This is a genomic window from Paracoccus sp. DMF-8, assembly GCF_029309835.1.
In the GTDB taxonomy this organism is placed as follows: domain Bacteria; phylum Pseudomonadota; class Alphaproteobacteria; order Rhodobacterales; family Rhodobacteraceae; genus Paracoccus.
This window is the reverse complement of the sequence record NZ_JARJHL010000003.1, coordinates 21,606-41,079: the sequence shown is the minus strand read 5'-3', so window position 1 is coordinate 41,079 and position 19,474 is coordinate 21,606. Positions and strand designations below refer to the sequence as shown.

Sequence of the window (19,474 nt, the reverse complement as noted above, 5' to 3'; positions counted from 1 at the left end):
GGGCGGGGATGCAATCACGCCCCTGTCGCCGCCGCCGCCGCCGCCGCTGATCGAGCAATCGCCCCCGCCGCTGCATCCAGCGCGCCCGCGCCATGCGGGATATCCAGCGCGATCAGCCCCGCCTGAATCACAGCCAGCGTGCCCAGATGCTGATGCGCGCTGACATGGCCCATCTGGGCGATGCGCATGGCGTTCTCGGGCCGGTCCGCGCCCAGGCCGATCCCCAGTGTCAGCCCGGCCATGTCGCGGCACCAGCCGCGCAGCCGATCCGCGCCCGGCAGGTTCACCGCCGTCACCGCATTGGCCCGCGCGGCGGGGTCGGCGACCAGATGGCCGATCCCCGGATGGCCCGCCCCCCATGCATCGATCGCGGCGGATGTGGCCCCGGCCAGTGCCTGATGCCGCGCCCAGATCGCGGGCAGGGTTTCATCCTCGATCATCGCAATGGCTTCGTTCATGGCAAAGATCAACTGCACCGGCGGCGTCCCGCCCCAGAACTGCCACAGCGCATCCGCCTGAATCCGGGGCGTCCAGTCCCAATAGGGCGTCACCAGCGCGGAACGCTTGCGGTCGCGCGCCCTGTCGCGGGCCTTGTCGGAAAACCACACGAAGCCCATGCCCGGCGGCGCCATCAGCCCCTTTTGACTGGCCGAGATCAGCACATCGACGCCCCAGTCATCCATCCGCATCGGCTCGCACCCTAGCGAGGCGATGGCATCGACCGCCAGCAGCGCGGGATGATCGCCCATCGCCTGACGCAGCGCCGGAATATCGGCGCGCACGGAACTGGCGGTATCGGTCTGGCAGACCAGAACGGCCCTGATCTGCTGGTCCCTGTCGGCGGCCAGCGCCTCGGCCAGACGGGCGGGATCGGGGGCGGCGGGGCCAAAGTCGATGCGCTGCACATCTATCCCGCGCGCCGTGGCGTTTTCGCCCCATGCCCGGCCGAAATGGCCCGAACACAGCAGCAACGCGCGGTCGCCCCGGTCCAGCATATTGGCGTTCGCGGCTTCCCACGCGGCATGTCCGTTGCCGATATAGGGGGCCAGATGGGCAGAGGTCCCGGCGATGCGCTTCAACCCCGCGATCATCTGGCGGTTCAGATCGGCCAGTTCCTCGCCATAGATATCGGGCGAGGGGCGGGCCATGGCGCGGATCACGCGGTCGGGCAGGGGCGAGGGGCCGGGAATGGCGAAAGGGCGGCCGGATGAAGGGACATGGGATTGCCTGTGCGAAGCTGCCCACCATCGGTAGGCCCGCCCGCGATCATGGTCAACGGGTGGGGCGGCAGGCTTGCCCTGACCGGCGCTGCCGCGTATCCCTGACGGGACGCGCCACCTGATCAGGAATTTCCATGCCGGGCAAAGAGGATGCAACCGGGCCGCTGTTCGGTCGGATGTGGCGGGACTATCTGCGGCCCTACTGGCCCCGGATCCTGCTGGCCTTCATCTTTCTGGTGGTCGAGGGTTCGACCCTTGGCCTGCTCAGCTGGATGCTGAAACCGCTGTTTGACCGCGTGTTCGTCGGCGGCGATACCGATGCGATCTGGTGGGTCGGGGGGGTGATCTTCTCGCTCTTCATCATCCGGGCGGTGACCTATATCGTGAACCGCAGCCTGATGACCTCGGTGTCGCTGGCGGTGTCCACCTCGATGCAAAAGGACCTGCTGGCGCATATCATGGTACTGGACGGCAGCTTCTTTCAGAAAAACCCGCCCGGCGCGCTGATCGAACGGGTGCAGGGCGACAGTCAGGCCGTGCAAGGGGTCTGGCAGACCTTCATCACCGGCATGGGGCGCGACATCATTTCGCTGCTGTCGCTGTTTGCCGTGGCGATCCTCATCGACCCGATCTGGACGCTGACCGCGCTGATCGGTGCGCCGATCCTGATCGTGCCGATGGTGGTCGTGCAACGCTATGTCCGCCGCAAGATGCGCCAGAACCGCGATATCGCCAGCCAGCGCGCGACCCGTCTGGACGAAGTCCTGCACGGCATCAACGCTGTCAAGCTGAACCGGATGGAGGATTATCAGGCCGCCCGTTTCGGCGCCATCGTCGATGCGATCCGGCAGGGTCAGGTCAAGATGGCCGCCATGGCCGCGATCATCCCGGCGCTGGTCGATATCGTGACCGGCATCGGCTTTATCGGGGTTCTGGCCCTTGGCGAGGTCGAGGTCACGCAGGGCGAGCGCACGGTCGGCGATTTCATGTCCTTTTTCACCGCGCTGGCGCTGGCCTTTCAGCCCCTGCGCCGTCTCGGGATGCTGGCCGGGACATGGCAGACGGCGGCGGCCTCGCTGGAACGGATCTATGACGTGATGGACATGCAGCCCGCGATCATCTCGGGCGCGCGGGTCCAGCCGCCTGCCGCGACGACGGTCGAGCTGCGCGATGTCAGGCTGGATTACGACGGCCATCCCGTCCTGAACGGGCTGACATTCACGGCAGAGGCGGGGCAGACCACCGCGCTGGTCGGGCCGTCGGGGCCGGGGAAATCCACGGTTTTCAACCTGCTGACGCGGCTGGTCGATCCGGCATCCGGGCGGGTTCTGCTGGGGGGCGTGCCGGTTCAGGAATACAATCTGGGCGTGTTGCGCGACCAGTTTTCGACCGTCAGCCAGGATGCCGCGCTGTTTGACGAAACGCTGGCGGAAAACATCCTGCTGGGGCGCCCCGCCGATCCTGATGCCCTGCGCCTTGCCGTCACCGCCGCCCATGTCGCGGATTTCGCGGACGGGCTGCCGGGCGGGCTGGACACGGCCGCCGGGCCGCGCGGCTCGGCCCTGTCCGGCGGGCAGCGTCAGCGCGTGGCGATTGCCCGCGCCATCCTGCGCGACGCGCCGATCCTGCTCTTGGACGAGGCGACCAGCGCGCTGGATGCCGCGTCCGAACGTCTGGTCCAGCAGGCGCTGGATGAACTGTCCGTGGGGCGCACCACTTTGGTCATCGCGCATCGCCTGTCCACCGTCCGTCAGGCCGACAAGATCGTCGTGATCGAAGGCGGAAGGGTTGTCGAACAGGGCACGCATGACCAGTTGATGCAGGGCAATGGCGCCTATGCCGCCCTTGTGCGTCTGCAATTCGGAAAGTGAGGTCTCATGCGTCGTATCATGCGTATTTCCGGTCAGGATCGCGTCGGTTTCCTGCAGGGTCTGGTCACGAATGACGTGTCGAAAGGGCCGGCATGGGCCGCGCTGCTGACGCCGCAGGGCAAATATCTGGCCGATTTTCTGGTGATCCCCCAGGGCGATGCGCTGCTGGTCGATGTCGATGACAGGCTGGCCGATGACCTGTTGCGGCGGCTGTCGATGTACAAGCTGCGATCCGATGTGCAGATTGCGGCGACGGATATCCAGGTCTCGCGCGGGACCGGGCCTGCGCCGGATGGCGCGATCCCCGATCCCCGTCACCCGGCGCTTGGCTGGCGGCTGTATGGCGATACGGCTGGTGATGACGGCAGCGATTGGGATGCGATCCGCGTCGAACATGCCATCCCCGAAACCCTGATCGAACTGATCCCGAACGACAGCTTTATCCTTGAAGCAGGGTTTGACCGGCTGAACGGCGTCGATTTCCGCAAGGGCTGCTATGTCGGCCAAGAGGTGACGGCCCGGATGAAGCACAAGGCCGAATTGAAAAAGGGCCTGCGCGTGGTCGGCATCGAGGGCGCGGCCCCCGTCGGCACGCCGATCACCATGGAGGACGGGCGCGAGGCCGGGGTGCTGTTCACCCAATCGAACGGCCGGGCCATCGCACATATGCGTTTCGACCGGATGGGCGTGCCGCTGACCGCGGGCGAGGCACGCATCCTGACATGAGCGCGGGCGGACAGGAACCTGTCCCCGACCCCGTTCGCCGCATTGTCCATGTCGATATGGATGCCTTTTATGCCTCGGTCGAGCAGCGCGACAATCCCGCCCTGCGCGGCCATCCCGTCGCCGTCGGCGGGATCGAGCGGGGCGTCGTCGCGGCCGCCAGCTACGAGGCGCGGGTCTTTGGCGTGCGTTCGGCCATGCCCTCGAAACGCGCGCTGCGGCTGTGCCCGGACCTGATTTTCGTCAAGCCGCGTTTCGATGTCTATCGTGCCGTCAGCCAGCAGATCCGCGCGATTTTCGCGGAATATACCCCCCTGATCGAACCCTTGTCGCTGGACGAGGCCTATCTGGACCTGACCGATCACCTGAATGGCCGCACGGCAACGCGGATCGCGCAGGAAATCCGCGCCCGGATTTTTCAGGACACCGGACTGACCGCCTCGGCCGGGGTCAGCTATAACAAGTTTCTGGCGAAAATCGCCTCGGATCAGCGCAAGCCGAACGGGCTGTTCGTCATTCCGCCAGAGGCGGGGCCGGATTTCGTCGCAGGCCTGCCCATCGGCGATTTTCGCGGCATCGGGCCTGCGACGGCGGCGCGGATGCAGGCGCATGGCATCTATAACGGCGCCGATCTGCGCCGCCAAAGCCTTGATTTCCTGATCGCGCGTTTCGGCAAGGCGGGCAGCTATTACTGGAACGTGGCGCGCGGCATCGACAGTCGCGAGGTCAAGCCTGACCGCATCCGCAAATCCATCGGCGCCGAGAACACTTTCTTTACCGATCTGCGCGATATTGATCTGGCGAACAAGGAATTGGAGGTTCTGGCAAACAAGGTCTGGCGCCATGCCACCCGCAGCGAAACGCGCGGGCGGACGGTGACGCTCAAGGTCAAATATGGCGATTTCCGCCAGATCACCCGCGCGCGTTCTTTGGCGCGGGTCGTGGCGGACGAACAGGAAATGCTGGCCATCGCGCAGGATCTGCTGATCCCGGTCTTTGCCGATCCGCAAGGTATCCGCCTGCTGGGAATCACCCTGTCGGGATTGGAGGGCGGGGGCATGGCGGAACCGCGTCAACTGGGGCTGTTCGATGACGAGAAAGGGGACGACACCGAAAATTAAGCAGGAATGCGGGCAGGGTTATATCGACGGAATGGCTGCTTTTTGCGCTATCGTCGCTGAATAGCAGGCGCATCGTGTCGGGGCGACGTGGTTGGCGGCCGTGAAGGCTATGGGGCGGCTGCGTCGTAGCCCTAATACTGCCTCTTGAGCAGGGTCCGCGCGGGCCGCTGTCGCGGCCATATGCGGTAATATGGCCGTGGCGGTCCGTCTGTTGCAAAGGCGGTGCACCTTGGTCCCGGACAGCACAGGCGCCACGCCGATTGCATGGCTGACGGTTGCCATGCGCACAGGGGAATCATGGGTGCAGGGGAACACAGCCATGCCCTGCGACGACGGATTGCCGCAGGGCAGTTTCAGGACAGGAACCCGTGCCTGCCGTTCACGGTGTGCGCGGGCCGCGATCAGGCGTAAAGGTTCTGGACGCCGACCTGACCGTGGATTTCGTTCACCTGCGCATGATCCAGCCCCAGGGCCTCGGCCAGCGCATGCAGATAGCGCGCCTCGGCCTCGTTATCGAAGTCGATGGCCATCAGCGACATCAGATAGACCTGCGGCCCCATGCCTTGCGGGGTTTCGCGGGCCAGCGCCTCGGCATCGACGGGCTTGGACATTTCCTCGCGGATAAAGGCGCGCTCGGCCTCGTCCAGATCGCCGATCTCGGCCAGCAGGCGCTGCTTTTCGGCGTCGTCGATCTTGCCGTCCGATTTCGCGGCCTGAATCATCGCGCGCAGCAGCAGCCCGGCCATGGCGTTCTGTTCCGGGGTCGGGGCAACTTCCGGGTCCGCGCCGGTCGTGAGCGAGTCGTTGAACAACTCGCCAAAGCTGGCGTCGTTGGTTGCCCTGCAGATCCTTCTGGGCCAGATTGTCGCGCGCGGGCAGGGCCGCGTCGCCTTGGTCCTGACCTTTGCCCAGAAGCGTGCCCAGAATACCGCCCAGACCACCCGCTGCGGCACCGCCCAGAATGCCGCCAAGCGCGCCGCCCTGCTGTCCACCGCGCTGCCCGCCGGTGATCTGGTCCAGAATGCCGCCCAGCCCGCCCGACGCGCCCCGCGAATTCGGCCCGCCATAGCGCCGACCCGTCCCCGCGCCAGCCGATCCCGCGGCACCGCCCAGAACCTGACCCAGCATATCGCCAAGCCCGCCCGAGCCGCTGCGACGGTCTCCGCCGCTTTGTGTGTTGTTTTTCAGCAGATCGCCCAGAATGCCGCCCCCGGTCTGCCGCGAGGACGCGCTTTGTCCGTCCCGGCTCTGCGTGTTCCGCATCACCGATCCGATGCCCTTGGCCAGCATCACGCCAGCCGCCACGCGGGCCAGTGTCTTGACAAGACTCATGGTCGAAATCCCCTCTGGTTTTGTGTCAGGCAGGCGCCCAAGCGGCCGCGAACCGGCTGCGTCTTTCAACTCTTGGCCGGGACGGGAGTTCCCGCAAGCAAAACTCGTGCGGCGATTGCCCCGCCAGCCCTTGATTTTTCCCCCACACACTTATAAGTCGCGGCGAATGTTTCATGGGGGCTTAGGTGCGCAGGCCCCCCCGATAGGAGGCCATGATGGCAAAGGCAAAGTTTGAACGTACGAAACCGCACGTCAACATCGGGACGATCGGCCATGTTGACCACGGCAAGACGACTCTGACGGCTGCGATCACCAAGTATTTCGGTGACTTCAAGGCCTATGACCAGATCGACGGCGCGCCTGAGGAAAAGGCCCGCGGGATCACGATCTCGACGGCTCATGTGGAATATGAGACCGAAGGCCGTCACTATGCGCATGTCGACTGCCCCGGCCACGCGGACTATGTGAAGAACATGATCACGGGCGCGGCGCAGATGGACGGCGCGATCCTGGTGGTGAACGCGGCCGACGGCCCGATGCCGCAGACGCGCGAGCATATCCTGCTGGGCCGTCAGGTCGGCATCCCCTACATGGTCGTCTACATGAACAAGGTCGACCAGGTTGACGACGAGGAACTGCTGGAACTGGTCGAGATGGAGGTGCGCGAACTGCTGTCCTCCTACGACTATCCGGGCGACGACATTCCGATCATCAAGGGCTCGGCCACGGCCGCTCTGGAAGGCCGGGATCCGGAAATCGGGGAAAACTCGATCCGTGCGCTGCTGGCCGCGGTGGACGAATACATCCCGACGCCCGAGCGCGCGGTCGACCTGCCGTTCCTGATGCCGATCGAGGACGTGTTCTCGATCTCGAGCCGCGGTACGGTCGTGACCGGCCAGGTCGAGCGTGGCGCGGTGAACGTCGGCGACGAGCTGGAAATCGTGGGGATCCGCGACACCAAGAAAACGACCTGCACGGGCGTGGAAATGTTCCGCAAACTGCTGGATCGCGGGGAAGCCGGCGACAACATCGGCGCGCTGCTGCGCGGTGTCGACCGTGACGGTGTCGAGCGTGGCCGAGTGCTGTGCAAGCCGGGTTCGGTGAAGCCGCACACCAAGTTCGAGGCCGAGGCCTATATCCTGACGAAGGAAGAGGGTGGCCGCCACACGCCGTTCTTTGCGAATTACCGTCCGCAGTTCTACTTCCGCACGACGGATGTGACCGGGACGGTGAAGCTGCCCGAGGGCACGGAAATGGTGATGCCGGGCGACAACCTGAAGTTCGAGGTCGAGCTGATCGCGCCGATCGCGATGGAAGAGAAACTGCGCTTCGCGATCCGCGAAGGCGGCCGCACGGTCGGTGCGGGCGTGGTGTCGAAAATCATCGAGTGACCTGCGGCGCTTGTGGCGGTGGGGTGAAACCCCACCTACGGTGCGGCAGGGGTAGGGTGGGGTTTCACCCCACCTTCACATCACACAAACCCCGCCACATCTGGCGGGGTTTTTCATTGTCAGGCCAGCGGTGGCTGCGTTGTCGGCAGGTGCAGCCCGAAACCTGCACGGGGACCACGGATGAAAACCTGTCACGACGCCCGTTGCTGCGGGCCCCGATCCATTTCGCCAATGGTGCCGCTGACAACGGGTGAAATCCCGCGCCCGAACCCCGTCACCTCTGGCCAATTTCGTCGAAGCCGGGCATAAGGGGCGGTTCGCGCGACCGCTTTGGCGGGTTGAAACGACAGACAGGACGGACCCCATGTTTCGCTGGTTCGAGCGCCGGCTGAATCCCTATCCCGACCACCCCGCGCGCATGGCGCCGCGCGGCATGTGGTCGTTCATCCTGCATTATTCGCGCAGCGCGATCCCGTGGATGCTGGTCATGGCCGCCTGTTCCGCCGCCATCGCCGTGGCCGAGGTCGTGCTGTTCGGCTATCTGGGCGATCTGGTGAACCGTCTGGCAAGCGCCGATCGCGGCAGTTTCTGGCAGGTCGAGGGCGGGCGTCTGATCCTGATGGGCGCGATTCTGGTTGTCCTGTTGCCCGTGCTGCAACTGCTGTTTTCGCTGGTCATGCACCAGACCCTGATGGGCAATTACCCCCAAAGTATCCGCTGGACGGCGCATCGCTATCTGCTTGGCCAGTCGACGAGCTATTTCCAGGAAGAATTCGCGGGCCGGATCGCGGCCAAGCTGATGCAGACCTCGCTGGCCGTGCGCGAGGTCGCGATGAAATTCACCGATGTGCTGGTCTATGTCGGCGTCTATTTCATCGGCTCGCTGATTCTTGCGGCGACGATGGATCTCTGGCTGGCGCTGCCCTTTGCCGGTTGGGGGCTGGTCTACGGGCTTCTGCTGTGGTGGATCATTCCGCAGATCGCCCGGATTTCGGCGGATCAGGCGGATGCGCGCTCTGCCATGACGGGCCGGGTGGTGGACAGCTATACCAATATCACCACCGTCAAACTGTTTTCCCATTCCGCGCGAGAAGAGGCCTATGCCCGTGAAAGCATGGATGAATTTCTGGGGACGGTGCATCGGCAGATGCGTCTGGCCTCGATCCAGAACGTCGCGCTGTCGACCCTGAACTCGGGACTGATCGGGGTGGTCGCGACGCTTGGCCTGTATCTGTGGGTCTCGGGCCGGGTCGAGGTCGGCGCGGTCGCCATCGCCATCCCGCTGGCCATGCGGATGGGGAACATGTCGCATTGGATCATGTGGGAATTCGCGGGGCTGTTCGAAAACATCGGCACGGTGCGCGACGGCATCGGCAGCCTGTCGGTGCCGCAACTGGTCACGGACGCGCCCGGCGCAAGGCCCCTGCCCAGGGGCCGGCGGATGTGCGTTTCGATCATGTGACCTTCCATTATCATTCGGACCGCCATGCCGCGCCGCGCACGATCATCCGCGATCTGGATCTGGCCGTGCGGCCCGGTGAAAAGATCGGGCTGGTCGGGCGTTCCGGCGCGGGCAAATCGACGCTGGTCAACCTGCTGCTGCGGTTCCACGACCTGACCGGCGGCCGCATCCTGATCGACGGGCAGGATATTTCGCAGGTGACGCAGGAATCCCTGCGCGCCTCGATCGGGATGGTGACGCAGGACAATTCGCTGCTGCACCGCTCGGTCCGCGACAATATCGCCTATGGCCGCCCCGACGCGACCGAGGCCGAGATCATCGAGGCCGCCCGCGCCGCCGAGGCGCTGGATTTCATCGGCGGGCTGGTCGACAGCCACGGGCGGCGCGGTCTTGATGCCCATGTCGGCGAACGCGGCGTCAAGTTGTCGGGCGGCCAGCGCCAGCGCATCGCCATCGCCCGCGTGCTGCTGAAGGATGCGCCGATCCTGATTCTGGACGAGGCGACCAGTGCGCTGGACAGCGAGGTCGAGGCAGCGATTCAGGGCCAGCTTTTGCGGCTGATGCAGGGCAAGACGGTGATCGCCATCGCGCACAGGCTGTCCACCATCGCCCAGATGGACCGGCTGATCGTCATGGATGACGGCCGCATCGTCGAACAGGGCACCCATCAGGAATTGCTGGCCCTGGGCGGCATCTATGCGCGGCTGTGGTCGCGCCAGTCGGGCGGTTTCCTGACGGGCGAGGGGGCGCCGGGTGACGAAAGACAGTCCGCGCCTGCATTCCCTTTTGATCGCGAGGCGATCCTGCCGTAATCAGGCGCGCGGCTTGGGAGTTTAGCTCGGCTAGTGGGGCATCGGTTTTCAAGGTTAGAAAATTTATAAATAAATCAGAAAATTACTCGATCTCCGTTATCGGGATATAACGGAAGCAAAGCGCGAACCTGATAACTTTCCCAGGCCTCGCTTTTCCGCGCCTCGGGGCCGCAAGGCGCATGCGCCAGTGTGGGGCCGCCGCCCTGTTGTGCCTAGCCGCCCGCGCTTCCTGCGGGCATACGCCCAACCGTTGGCGATTTGCGCGAGGCGCGCGCCATGAGTTTTGATGCGACCGAATGGGCCTTGTCCCAGCCCGGCATTCGACCCAGTGCAAAGCTGGTCTTGTTCTGTCTGGCCTCTGAACCGGTCGATTACTGCAAGGGGATGGACGGGCTGGTGGCTGAGATCGACAGGCAGATATATTTCATTTCCAGATAATCCTCGATCCCGTGGCGGCTGCCTTCGCGGCCAAGGCCGGATTGCTTGACGCCGCCGAAAGGTGCCACCTCGGTCGAGATGATGCCGGTGTTGACGCCGACGATGCCGTATTCCAGCGATTCCTGAACGCGGGTGATGCGGCCGATGTCGCGGGCGTAGAAATAGGATGCCAGGCCAAAGATCGTGGCATTGGCGCGGGCGACGGCCTCTTCCTCGGTGTCGAATTTGAACAGCGGGGCAAGGGGGCCAAAGGTTTCCTCGGTCGCGACCTTCATGTCGTCGGTGATGCCGGTGATGACGGTGGGTTCGTAAAACAGCCCCTCGATCCGCTTGCCGCCGGTCAGGACCCGGCCGCCGCCTGCCAGCGCATCGTCGATATGTTCCTGCACCTTTTCGACCGCCGCCTGATTGATCAGCGGGCCGGTGGTGATGCCGTCCTGCATGCCGTCGCCGACGCGCAGCTTGTCCACCGCCGCAGCAAGGCGGCGGGCGAATTCGTCATAGACGCCCGCCTGCACATAGATGCGGTTGGCGCAGACGCAGGTCTGGCCGTTGTTGCGGTATTTCGACGCCATCGCGCCCTCGACCGCCGCATCCAGATCGGCATCGTCGAAGACGATGAAGGGCGCGTTGCCGCCCAGTTCCATCGAGCATTTCATCACCTGATCGGCGGCCTGACGCAGCAGGATGCGGCCGACCTCGGTCGAGCCGGTAAAGGTCAGCTTGCGCACGGCGGGGTTTTCGCAGAACTCCTTGCCGATATCGGAAGAGCGCGAGGACGGGATCATGCTGAAGATCCCCGCAGGCAGGCCCGCGCGTTCGCCCAGCACGGCCAGCGCCAGCGCGGACAGCGGCGTTTCGGACGCCGGGCGCCCGACAAAACCGCAGCCCGCCGCCAGCGCCGGGCCGCATTTGCGGGTGATCATCGCATTCGGGAAATTCCACGGCGTGATGCTGCCCACCACGCCGATGGGCTGGCGGATCACGGTCAGGCGCTTGTCGGGCTGGTGGCCGGGGATGGTTTCGCCGTAGATGCGCTTGGCCTCTTCGCCGAACCATTCGATGAAGCTGGCGCCATAGGCGATTTCGCCCTTGGCCTCGGCCAGCGGCTTGCCCTGTTCGGCGGTCAGGATGCGGCCCAGATCGTCCTGATGTTCCATCATCAGGTCGAACCATTTGCGCATGATGTTGGCGCGTTCCTTGGCCGTGCGGGCGGCCCAGCCCTTCATCGCCTGTTCGGCGGCGGCAATGGCGCGGGTGGCGTCGGCGCGCGACAGGTCGGCGACCTGCGCGATGACCTGTCCGGTCGCGGGATTGGTCACGTCGTAGGTCGCGCCGTCCCCGGCATGGATCCATTCGCCCGCGACGTAGCCTCGGGTTTCCAGCAGCGAAGGGTCGCGCAGCGTGGCGCGCAGGTCCTGGGTTGCATTGGCGGTCATGGCGTTCCCCTGTCGGTGATCTGCATCGGGTTGATGCGCCGACTGGATCACGGGCGCCGCGCCATGTCCAGTTTCCGAAAAAGCCGGGGGTGCGCGCTGCTACCTGCCCCGACCTTGCGGAACGGCCGCCGCAACCCGGTCAGGGGCAGCCGTGATGTCGTGGCAAGCGCCTTTCATCAGCCAATTGGAATATCTGCCTGATGCATGAAGGCGGCAGCGCCGACAGCGGGAACGCATCCGCGCCAATGGCCCGGCGGATCAAAAGATCATGGTTGCCGTCTCGCCCATTCCGTTGCAACGGACCTTTACCGACAAGGACGTGCTGGTCGCCAACAGCTATTCGAAATCGCGGCCGAGGTCGCGATCGGCCGCTTTCCGGGCGTCGATTACTATCCCAGCTTTGAAAGCGTCGGCATTTCCGACCAGTTCGAGACATGGGAGGACGATATGGTCCATGTCCGCCTGCGCGCGGTCAAGGCGAACGTGACGCGGATGCTGCGCGATTATGGCGCCGATCCCGAAGCATCCACCGAGCCCGAAGCCGCGCATGAAGCCGGCGCCTGGCCGTTCCTGTCGTGCCAGCAGGGTTGCAGATCGCCAGGGCGAGGGCTGGCGGCATGGACGCCGCGCGCGATGGCGCGGGACAGGACGCAGGCCGCCGCATGGCCCAGCAGATAGCTGTCCACCGCCGGATCGGCCAGCTTGCGCGCGCCGGTCGAGGCGGCAAAGACCAGATCGCCGTCGAATGGCGTGTGGCTGGGCTGGATCGCGCGGGCCATGCCGTCATGGGCGGCGGTCGCCATGCGCAGCAGGCCCGCCTTGTCCAGATCGGCATCGGTGGCGATGATGGCGATTGTCGTCGATTCGCCCAGTCTTTTGGCGGGAAAGGGCTCGTGCGCTGGGTCAAAGGGACCGGACAGACCGCGCCCGCCGAATTCCATATCCAGCTCGAACGGCGCGGCCCAGAAATCGCCCGAGGGCGCGGTGACCGATCCAAGCGCATTGACCACGACCAGCGCCCCGACGGTCACGCCACTGTCCATCACGGCAGAGGCCGACCCCAGCCCGCCCTTCCATTGATGGGTCAGCGCGCCGGTGCCCGCGCCCGCCGTGCCGATGGCGAATTCGCGCCGCGCCGCATCATGGGCGCGACGGCCAAGCGTCGGATAGGGGTTCGCCGCCCAATCCTTTTCCCCGCCGTTGAGCAGGTCAAAGACGATGGCACCGGGCACGATCGGCACGCGCACCGGACCGATGGCAAAGCCGCGACCCGCCGCGCGCAGCCCATCGACAACCCCACGGCAGGCATCCAGCCCAAAGGCAGAGCCACCGGACAGGACCAGCGCATCGACCTGCTGCACCAGCTTGTCCGGGGCCAGCAGGTCGGTTTCCCGCGTCCCCGGCGCGCCGCCCAGCACCTTGACCGCCGCGGCAAAGGGCCGTTCGGCCAGCAGCACGCTGACCCCCGACCGCAGCGCGTCATCCTGCGCATTGCCGACCATCAGGCCGGGAACATCGGTGATGAGGTTCAGCTTTCCCTGTCGCATCCTGATCCGCCCTGTCCTTGTTTCGCCCTGTCCTTGTGGTGCCGACAGCCCTGCACATGTGGCGCGATCTGGCAAGGCTGGCGGCGGCATCGGCAGGGGCGACGACGATTCCGCGCCTCGCCGACCCAAGCCCACCCGTTTCCCACCCCGAATGAATGGGCTAGGCTGGTCCGAACCGACATATCCAGCAGAAACGGGATGCAGATGACACAGACCCCTTCGCTCAAGCCCAAGGATCGCCCGGACCTGTCCACCTTCAACTGGCAGGATGCGCTGCGTCTGGATGACCAGTTGACCGAGGACGAACGCGCCTTGCGCGACGCCGCCCATGCCTATGCGCAAGACAGGCTGCAACCGCGCATCATCGCCGCCTATCGCAACGAACAGACCGACCCGGAAATCTTTCGCGAAATGGGCGCGATGGGTCTTTTGGGCGTCACCATCCCCGAGGAATACGGCGGGCTTGGCGCGGGTTACGTCAGCTACGGCCTTGTCGCCCGCGAGGTCGAGCGCGTGGACAGCGGCTATCGCAGCATGATGTCGGTGCAATCCTCGCTGGTCATGTATCCGATCCATGCCTACGGGACCGAGGATCAGCGCCGGAAATACCTGCCGAAACTCGCCTCGGGTGAATGGATCGGCTGTTTTGGCCTGACCGAACCCGATGCCGGATCCGACCCCGCCGGGATGCGCACCACGGCGCGCAAGATCGATGGCGGCTATGTGCTGAACGGGTCGAAAATGTGGATCTCGAACGCGCCATTCGCCGATGTCTTCGTGGTCTGGGCCAAATCCGAGGCGCATGGCGGCAAGATCCGCGGCTTTGTGCTGGACAAGGGCACGCCCGGCCTGAGCGCCCCGAAGATCGAGGGCAAACTGTCCCTGCGGGCCTCTGTCACCGGCGAAATCGTCCTGCAGAATGTCGAGGTTGCAGATGACGCCCTGCTGCCGAATGTCGAAGGGCTCAAGGGGCCGTTCGGCTGCCTGAACCGCGCCCGCTATGGCATTGCATGGGGGGCGATGGGGGCGGCCGAATTCTGTTTCCACGCCGCCCGTCAATACGGGATCGACCGCAGGCAGTTCAACAAGCCGCTGGCCCAGACCCAGCTTTTCCAGTTGAAACTGGCCGATATGCTGACCGAAATCACGCTTGGCCTGCAGGCGGCGCTGCAGGTCGGTCGGCTGATGGACGCGGCCAATGCCGCGCCGGAAATGATTTCCCTGATCAAGCGCAACAACTGCGGCAAGGCGCTGAACATCGCCCGTGCGGCCCGCGACATGCACGGCGGCAACGGAATTTCCGAAGAATTTCAGGTCATGCGCCACATGGTCAATCTGGAAACCGTCAACACCTATGAAGGCACGCATGATGTTCACGCGCTGATTCTGGGGCGCGCGGTGACCGGGTCGCAGGCGTTTTTCTGAGGCGCGATTCGGGCTTGTGCCCGCGCAGCCGTGCCGACATTTTCGCGCCCAGATGCAGGGGCCCAGATGCAGGGAGCGGCGATGAAAACGGCGGTGGTGACGATCGGGCTGGCGACAGCCGGGGTGGCGGGCTTTCTGCTGCTGGCCCTGCCGCTGCCCTTTCTGCTGGGGCCGCTGTTTGCCTGCCTGATCGCCGGGCTTTGCGGCGTCAGGATGAGCGGGGTGCGCAGCATCGGCGCGCCCTTGCGCACCATTCTGGGCGTGGCCGTCGGCAGCACGATCACGCCGGAACTGGTCGGGCGCCTGCCCGATATGGCGATGTCGGCGGCGCTGGTGCCGCTGTTCATTCTGGTGATCGGGGTGATCGGCTATCCGTTCTTTCGCCGGATCTGCGGCTTTGACGGGCCGACCGCCTATTACTGCGCCATGCCCGGCGGGCTGCAGGACATGATGGTTTTCGGGCAGGAGGCGGGGGCCGATATGCGCGCTGTCTCGCTGGTGCATGCGACGCGGATCCTGGTCATCGTGACTGCCGTGCCGCTGATCATGCATTACATCTATCAGCGACCGCTGGACGGGGCGCTTGGCCAGTCGCTGTCCGAAATCCCCTTGACCGAAATGGCGCTGATGGTCGTCGCCGCGATCGGCGGCTGGAAGCTGGCCGAAAGGCTGGGGATCTTCGGCGCCTCGATCATCGGGCCGATGGTCGTCGCGGCGGTGATGTCGCTGGCCGGCCTGATCGAACATAGCCCGCCTGCGATTGCGATCATGGCGGCGCAGTTCTTTATCGGGATCTCGGTCGGGTCGAAATATACCGGGGTCACGGCGCGTGAATTGCGGGTCGATGTCGCGGCGGGCATGGTGTTCTGCCTGATCCTTGCCGCAGTCTCGCTGATCTTTGCCGAGGCCGTGATGCTGATGGGCCTTGCCCCCGGGGTCGAGGCCTTTCTGGCCTTCGCCCCCGGTGGTCAGGCGGAAATGGCGGTGCTGGCGCTGGTGATCGGCGCCGATCTGCCCTTTGTCATCACCCATCACCTGCTGCGGCTGGTGATCGTGATCCTTGGCGCTCCGGTCATGGCGCGGCTGTTTCATTGGGGAAGATAGGGGCGATGCACATCAGTCTGAAACCGGAGGCGCGATGATTCCGCGATATGGCACGATCCGGCCCGGCCAGTCCTATCGCCCGCGACCCGGCGCCTATGCGCTGCTGATCCGCGATGGACATGTGCTGATGACGCTGCAGGACTTTCCCGAACCCGATTACCAGCTGCCCGGCGGCGGGATCGAGCCGAAGGAATCCGCAATCGCCGGGCTGCATCGCGAGGTGATCGAGGAAACCGGCTGGCGCATCCGGCCCCTGCGCCGGATCGGCACGTTCCGCCGCCATTGCTTTCTGCCCGATTACGGCTGGTTCGCCGAAAAGATCTGTCATGTCTGGCTGGCCCGTCCGATCTGCCGGCTGGCCGCCCCGTCAGAGCCGGGCCATTCCGCGATCTGGGTGCCCTGTCGCGACGTGGCGGGGCTGTTGCGCGACCCCGGATCGCGCGCGATGGCGCAGATGGTGCTGGGCAGGGCGGCATCGGCAAGGCCGCTTTATCCCGGCTGAGCGGGCAGGCGTTCGATCAGCACCGCCGACATGTCGTCGATCCTGTTCCCGCTGGTATAGGTCTGCACGGACCAGCTGAGCGATTCCAGAAAGGTGTTTCCGCGCAGCGTCGCATTGGTTTGCAGGATGGCGCAAAGCCCTTCGTCGCCAAGCGGTTGGCCGCCGGGGCATTCGCATTCGGTGATCCCGTCCGAAGCGATGAAGATCCTGTCGCCCGGCCCGAGGTCGATGGTGATCTGCTCGAACGCGGCATGATCCGAGATCCCGACCGGCAGCCCGCCATTGCCGATCTTTTCAAGCCGCCCGTCGGCGCGTTGGACGAAGGGATGGGGATGGCCCGCCTGCACCAGCCTGAGTCTGCCCGACAGGCAATCCAGTTCGCCGTAGATCATGGTGAAATAGGCATCTATGCGCAATTCGTTCAAAAGCTGGGTATTCAGCGCCTTGACCAGTTCCCGCGGGGGCAGCGCGTCGAACAGGCCCAGATCGGTGATGCGCAGCGCGATATTCTGGTCGGTCGTGTCCGAAAGCTGCGCCGCCAGCCGCGCGGTCAGAAGCGCCGAGGTGATGCCATGCCCCGAAACATCCGCCGCAAAGATCCCGACCCGGCGGTCGTTGATCGGAAAGAACCCCACCATATCGCCGCCGATATGGCCGGCGGGGCGCATCAGCGACGAAAGCTGAAAATCGCCATATTGTTCGCTTTTTTCGCGGATCAGGCGCTGTTGCAGGGCCCGCGCCTCTTTCAGGTCGCGGTCCATGGCGGCCTGGGCATCCGACAGCCTGCCGATCACCCGCTGCAGTTCCGCATTCGATTTGCGCAACTGCTGTTCCATCTTCAGGATGCGTTCCGCCACCCCAAGCCGGGCCAGCAGTTCCGCCCCGGAAACCGGCTTGATCAGGAATTCATCCGCCCCGGCGCCGAAGCCCTGCGCAATGTCATCCTTGCTGTATTTCGAGGTCAGCAGCATGAAATAGCTGTATTGCCCGGTGTTGATCGCCCGCAGGTCGCGGCACAGGTCCAGCCCCGAACGCCCCGGCATGATCCAGTCCGAAATCACGATATCCGGCTGTTCCCGCAGGAAAAAACCCATCGCCTCATCCGCGGATCCGGCTTCCTTGACGTGATAGCCCGCGCGGTCCAGTTGAATCGCGATCATCCGCCGTTGCGCGCGGCTGTCGCTGACCAGCAGAACCAGCCGCGCGGAAGGCGGTGCCGGGGAATTGGGTAAATTGCGATCTGCTTGCGACATGACGCAGGAATACGCCCATGCGATAAACAAGATGTTAAGCGGCGTGGCCGGCTTAACCCGATGCTAACCTGTCGGGTGTTAGGCATGCCCATCGCGCAGGTCGCGCGGCCGGGGTGCGGGGAAGACAGGATTGAACATGCGGCATTCGGACATGATCGACTGGAAAAGGGTGCTGGAGATGCGGGGAGATGTCGGCGACGCCGAATTTCGCCCGATTCTGGAACTGTTTCTGGACGAAATCGAAACCGTTGTCTTTCGGCTGCCGGGCAATGATCGCGATCAGTCCGTCGCCGATCTGCATTTTCTGACGGGCTGCGCGTGCAGCCTGGGCTTTCGCTGCCTCAGTCAGCTTTGCGAACGGTTGGAGGCGCTGGCCGAAGGCCGGGCGCTGCCACAGGGCTGTATCGACGACGTGCTGACGGTCTATGCCGACAGCAAGCGCCTGCTGATCCGCGATCTGGACCAGAGGTGCCGCAGCGCGCCCGCCGACCGGGACCGCGCCGAACGGAACGGCGACGAACAGGGCTGCGCCGAAAGGGTCAGATCAACAGCTCTGCAAGGATCTGGTCGTGCGTGATGTCGCGATAGCCAAAGCCCTTGGCGTCCAACCTGTCGCAGAGCGCGGCCATGTTTTCCGGCCGGCTTGTTTCGATCCCGATCAGGACGGAACCGAAGTTGCGCGCCGATTTCTTCAGATATTCAAAGCGCGAGATATCATCATCCGGCCCCAGCAGTTCCAGAAAATCGCGCAGCGCGCCGGGGCGTTGCGGCAGGCGCAGGACGAAGTAGCGTTTCAGGCCCGCGAACCTTTGGGCGCGCTCCTTGACCTCGGGCAGGCGCTCGAAATCGAAATTGCCGCCGGAACAGATGCAGACGACGCGCTTGCCCCGGATATCGCCCAGATCGTCCAGCACGTCGATGGCCAGCGCCCCGGCCGGTTCCAGAACGATGCCTTCGACATTCAGCATGTCCAGCATGGTGCGGCAGATGCGGTCCTCGGGCGCGGCCAGAACCTGATCGGGGGCAAAGCGGCTCAACTCCTGAAAGGGCAGGGCGCCGATCCGCGCGACGGCGGCGCCATCGACGAAATTGTCCACGGTGGGCAGGGTGACGGGTTCGCCCGCCTGCAGGGCCGCGCGCAGGCTGGTGCCGCCTTCGGGTTCGGAAAAGCGCAGTTCGGTGCCCGGTGCGCGTTCGGCCATCAGCCGCGCCAGCCCCGACGACAACCCGCCACCGCCGACCGGGATCACCATCAGATCGGGCGCGGTGCCCAGTTGTTCCAGCAACTCATGGCCGACGGTCGCCTGACCCTCGATGATGTCCGGGTCGTCGAAGGGCGACAGGAAAATCGCGTCCTGCTGGCGGGCGAACTCCTGCGCCGCCGCCAGCGTCTGGTCGAAATAATCCCCGGTCAGCACGATTTCGACCGCGCCGCCGCCAAAGATGCGGGTCTTGTCGATCTTTTGCCGGGGCGTCGTCACCGGCATGAAGATCGTCCCCTGCGCCCCGAAATGGCGGCAGGCATAGGCGATCCCTTGGGCATGGTTGCCCGCGCTGGCGCAGACGAAATGCCCGGTGCCGCGCGTCGCCACGATCTTGCGCATGGCGTTGAAGGCGCCGCGCAGCTTGTAGCTGCGCACCGGCGTCAGGTCTTCGCGTTTCAGCCAGATCTCGGCCCCGTATTTTGCCGAGAGGTGGTCGTTTTTCTGAAGCGGGGTCGGCTCGAAGAGGTCGCGCAGGGCGAGCTCTGCCTGGCGGACAGAAGCGGCAAAGTTTTCCATGTTGCTGCCCATGGCGCGAAATGGTGGATTTGGCAAGCGGACTTGCAGCGCCG

The 19,474-nt window shown here is 65.0% G+C and carries 14 protein-coding genes and 1 pseudogene; 9 read left to right on the top strand and 6 right to left on the bottom strand.

The window, feature by feature from the left end; all coding sequences use genetic code 11:
* Positions 1-14: 14 nt before the first annotated feature.
* Positions 15-1,148, bottom strand: coding sequence for an aminotransferase class V-fold PLP-dependent enzyme (locus PE067_RS00810; RefSeq protein WP_276187393.1), 1,134 nt, complete (start codon positions 1,146-1,148; stop codon positions 15-17).
* 206 nt (positions 1,149-1,354) lie between these two features.
* Between PE067_RS00810 and PE067_RS00805 the strand changes: the two genes are divergently transcribed.
* The 3 genes from PE067_RS00805 to dinB are packed head-to-tail and all read left to right on the top strand — an operon-like array spanning position 1,355 to position 4,935.
* Complete coding sequence (locus tag PE067_RS00805) at positions 1,355-3,091, top strand: ABC transporter transmembrane domain-containing protein (protein ID WP_276187392.1); 1,737 nt, start codon at positions 1,355-1,357, stop codon at positions 3,089-3,091.
* Positions 3,092-3,097: 6 nt separating this feature from the next.
* Complete coding sequence (locus PE067_RS00800) at positions 3,098-3,817, top strand: folate-binding protein (RefSeq protein WP_276187391.1); 720 nt, start codon at positions 3,098-3,100, stop codon at positions 3,815-3,817.
* On the top strand, positions 3,814-4,935 hold the full coding sequence (gene dinB / locus PE067_RS00795; protein ID WP_276187390.1) for a DNA polymerase IV: 1,122 nt from the start codon (positions 3,814-3,816) through the stop codon (positions 4,933-4,935). Before PE067_RS00800 ends, dinB begins: the two co-directional genes overlap by 4 nt.
* A 401-nt stretch (positions 4,936-5,336) precedes the next feature.
* Here the strand turns inward: dinB and PE067_RS00790 are convergent, their stop codons facing one another.
* Positions 5,337-5,906 (bottom strand): tellurite resistance TerB family protein, encoded by a 570-nt coding sequence (locus PE067_RS00790; RefSeq protein WP_276187389.1) that lies wholly within the window; start codon positions 5,904-5,906, stop codon positions 5,337-5,339.
* Between the two features lie 576 nt (positions 5,907-6,482).
* On the opposite strand from PE067_RS00790, the gene tuf reads away from it, so the two are divergent.
* Positions 6,483-7,658 (top strand): elongation factor Tu, encoded by a 1,176-nt coding sequence (gene tuf, locus PE067_RS00785; protein ID WP_276187388.1) that lies wholly within the window; start codon positions 6,483-6,485, stop codon positions 7,656-7,658.
* 364 nt (positions 7,659-8,022) lie between these two features.
* Positions 8,023-9,932: pseudogene (locus tag PE067_RS00780) on the top strand (ABC transporter ATP-binding protein).
* A gap of 371 nt (positions 9,933-10,303) precedes the next feature.
* On the opposite strand, the gene PE067_RS00775 reads toward PE067_RS00780, so the two are convergent.
* Together PE067_RS00775 and PE067_RS00770 are read right to left on the bottom strand one after the other, a co-directional pair.
* Positions 10,304-11,809 (bottom strand): NAD-dependent succinate-semialdehyde dehydrogenase, encoded by a 1,506-nt coding sequence (locus PE067_RS00775; protein ID WP_276187387.1) that lies wholly within the window; start codon positions 11,807-11,809, stop codon positions 10,304-10,306.
* A gap of 503 nt (positions 11,810-12,312) precedes the next feature.
* Entirely contained in the window at positions 12,313-13,356 is a 1,044-nt protein-coding gene (locus tag PE067_RS00770; protein WP_276187386.1) for a P1 family peptidase, read from the bottom strand.
* 204 nt (positions 13,357-13,560) lie between these two features.
* Here PE067_RS00770 and PE067_RS00765 point away from each other — a divergent pair, with 204 nt between their 5' ends.
* The 3 genes from PE067_RS00765 to PE067_RS00755 all read left to right on the top strand — a co-directional run bounded on the left by PE067_RS00765 (position 13,561) and on the right by PE067_RS00755 (position 16,387).
* Positions 13,561-14,781 carry an acyl-CoA dehydrogenase gene (locus PE067_RS00765; protein ID WP_276187385.1) on the top strand — a complete coding sequence of 407 codons (1,221 nt, stop codon included), beginning with the start codon at positions 13,561-13,563 and terminating at the stop codon, positions 14,779-14,781.
* Between the two features lie 81 nt (positions 14,782-14,862).
* Positions 14,863-15,885, top strand: coding sequence for an AbrB family transcriptional regulator (locus tag PE067_RS00760; RefSeq protein WP_276187384.1), 1,023 nt, complete (start codon positions 14,863-14,865; stop codon positions 15,883-15,885).
* Positions 15,886-15,919: 34 nt separating this feature from the next.
* Positions 15,920-16,387 (top strand): NUDIX hydrolase, encoded by a 468-nt coding sequence (locus tag PE067_RS00755; RefSeq protein WP_276187383.1) that lies wholly within the window; start codon positions 15,920-15,922, stop codon positions 16,385-16,387.
* Here PE067_RS00755 and PE067_RS00750 read toward each other — a convergent pair.
* Complete coding sequence (locus PE067_RS00750; protein WP_276187382.1) at positions 16,375-17,640, bottom strand: fused response regulator/phosphatase; 1,266 nt, start codon at positions 17,638-17,640, stop codon at positions 16,375-16,377. The genes PE067_RS00755 and PE067_RS00750 overlap by 13 nt on opposite strands.
* A gap of 136 nt (positions 17,641-17,776) precedes the next feature.
* Between PE067_RS00750 and PE067_RS00745 the strand changes: the two genes are divergently transcribed.
* Positions 17,777-18,217 (top strand): Hpt domain-containing protein, encoded by a 441-nt coding sequence (locus tag PE067_RS00745; protein WP_276187381.1) that lies wholly within the window; start codon positions 17,777-17,779, stop codon positions 18,215-18,217.
* Here PE067_RS00745 and ilvA read toward each other — a convergent pair.
* Complete coding sequence (ilvA, locus tag PE067_RS00740) at positions 18,180-19,421, bottom strand: threonine ammonia-lyase IlvA (RefSeq protein ID WP_276187380.1); 1,242 nt, start codon at positions 19,419-19,421, stop codon at positions 18,180-18,182. The genes PE067_RS00745 and ilvA overlap by 38 nt on opposite strands.
* Positions 19,422-19,474: the final 53 nt, after the last annotated feature.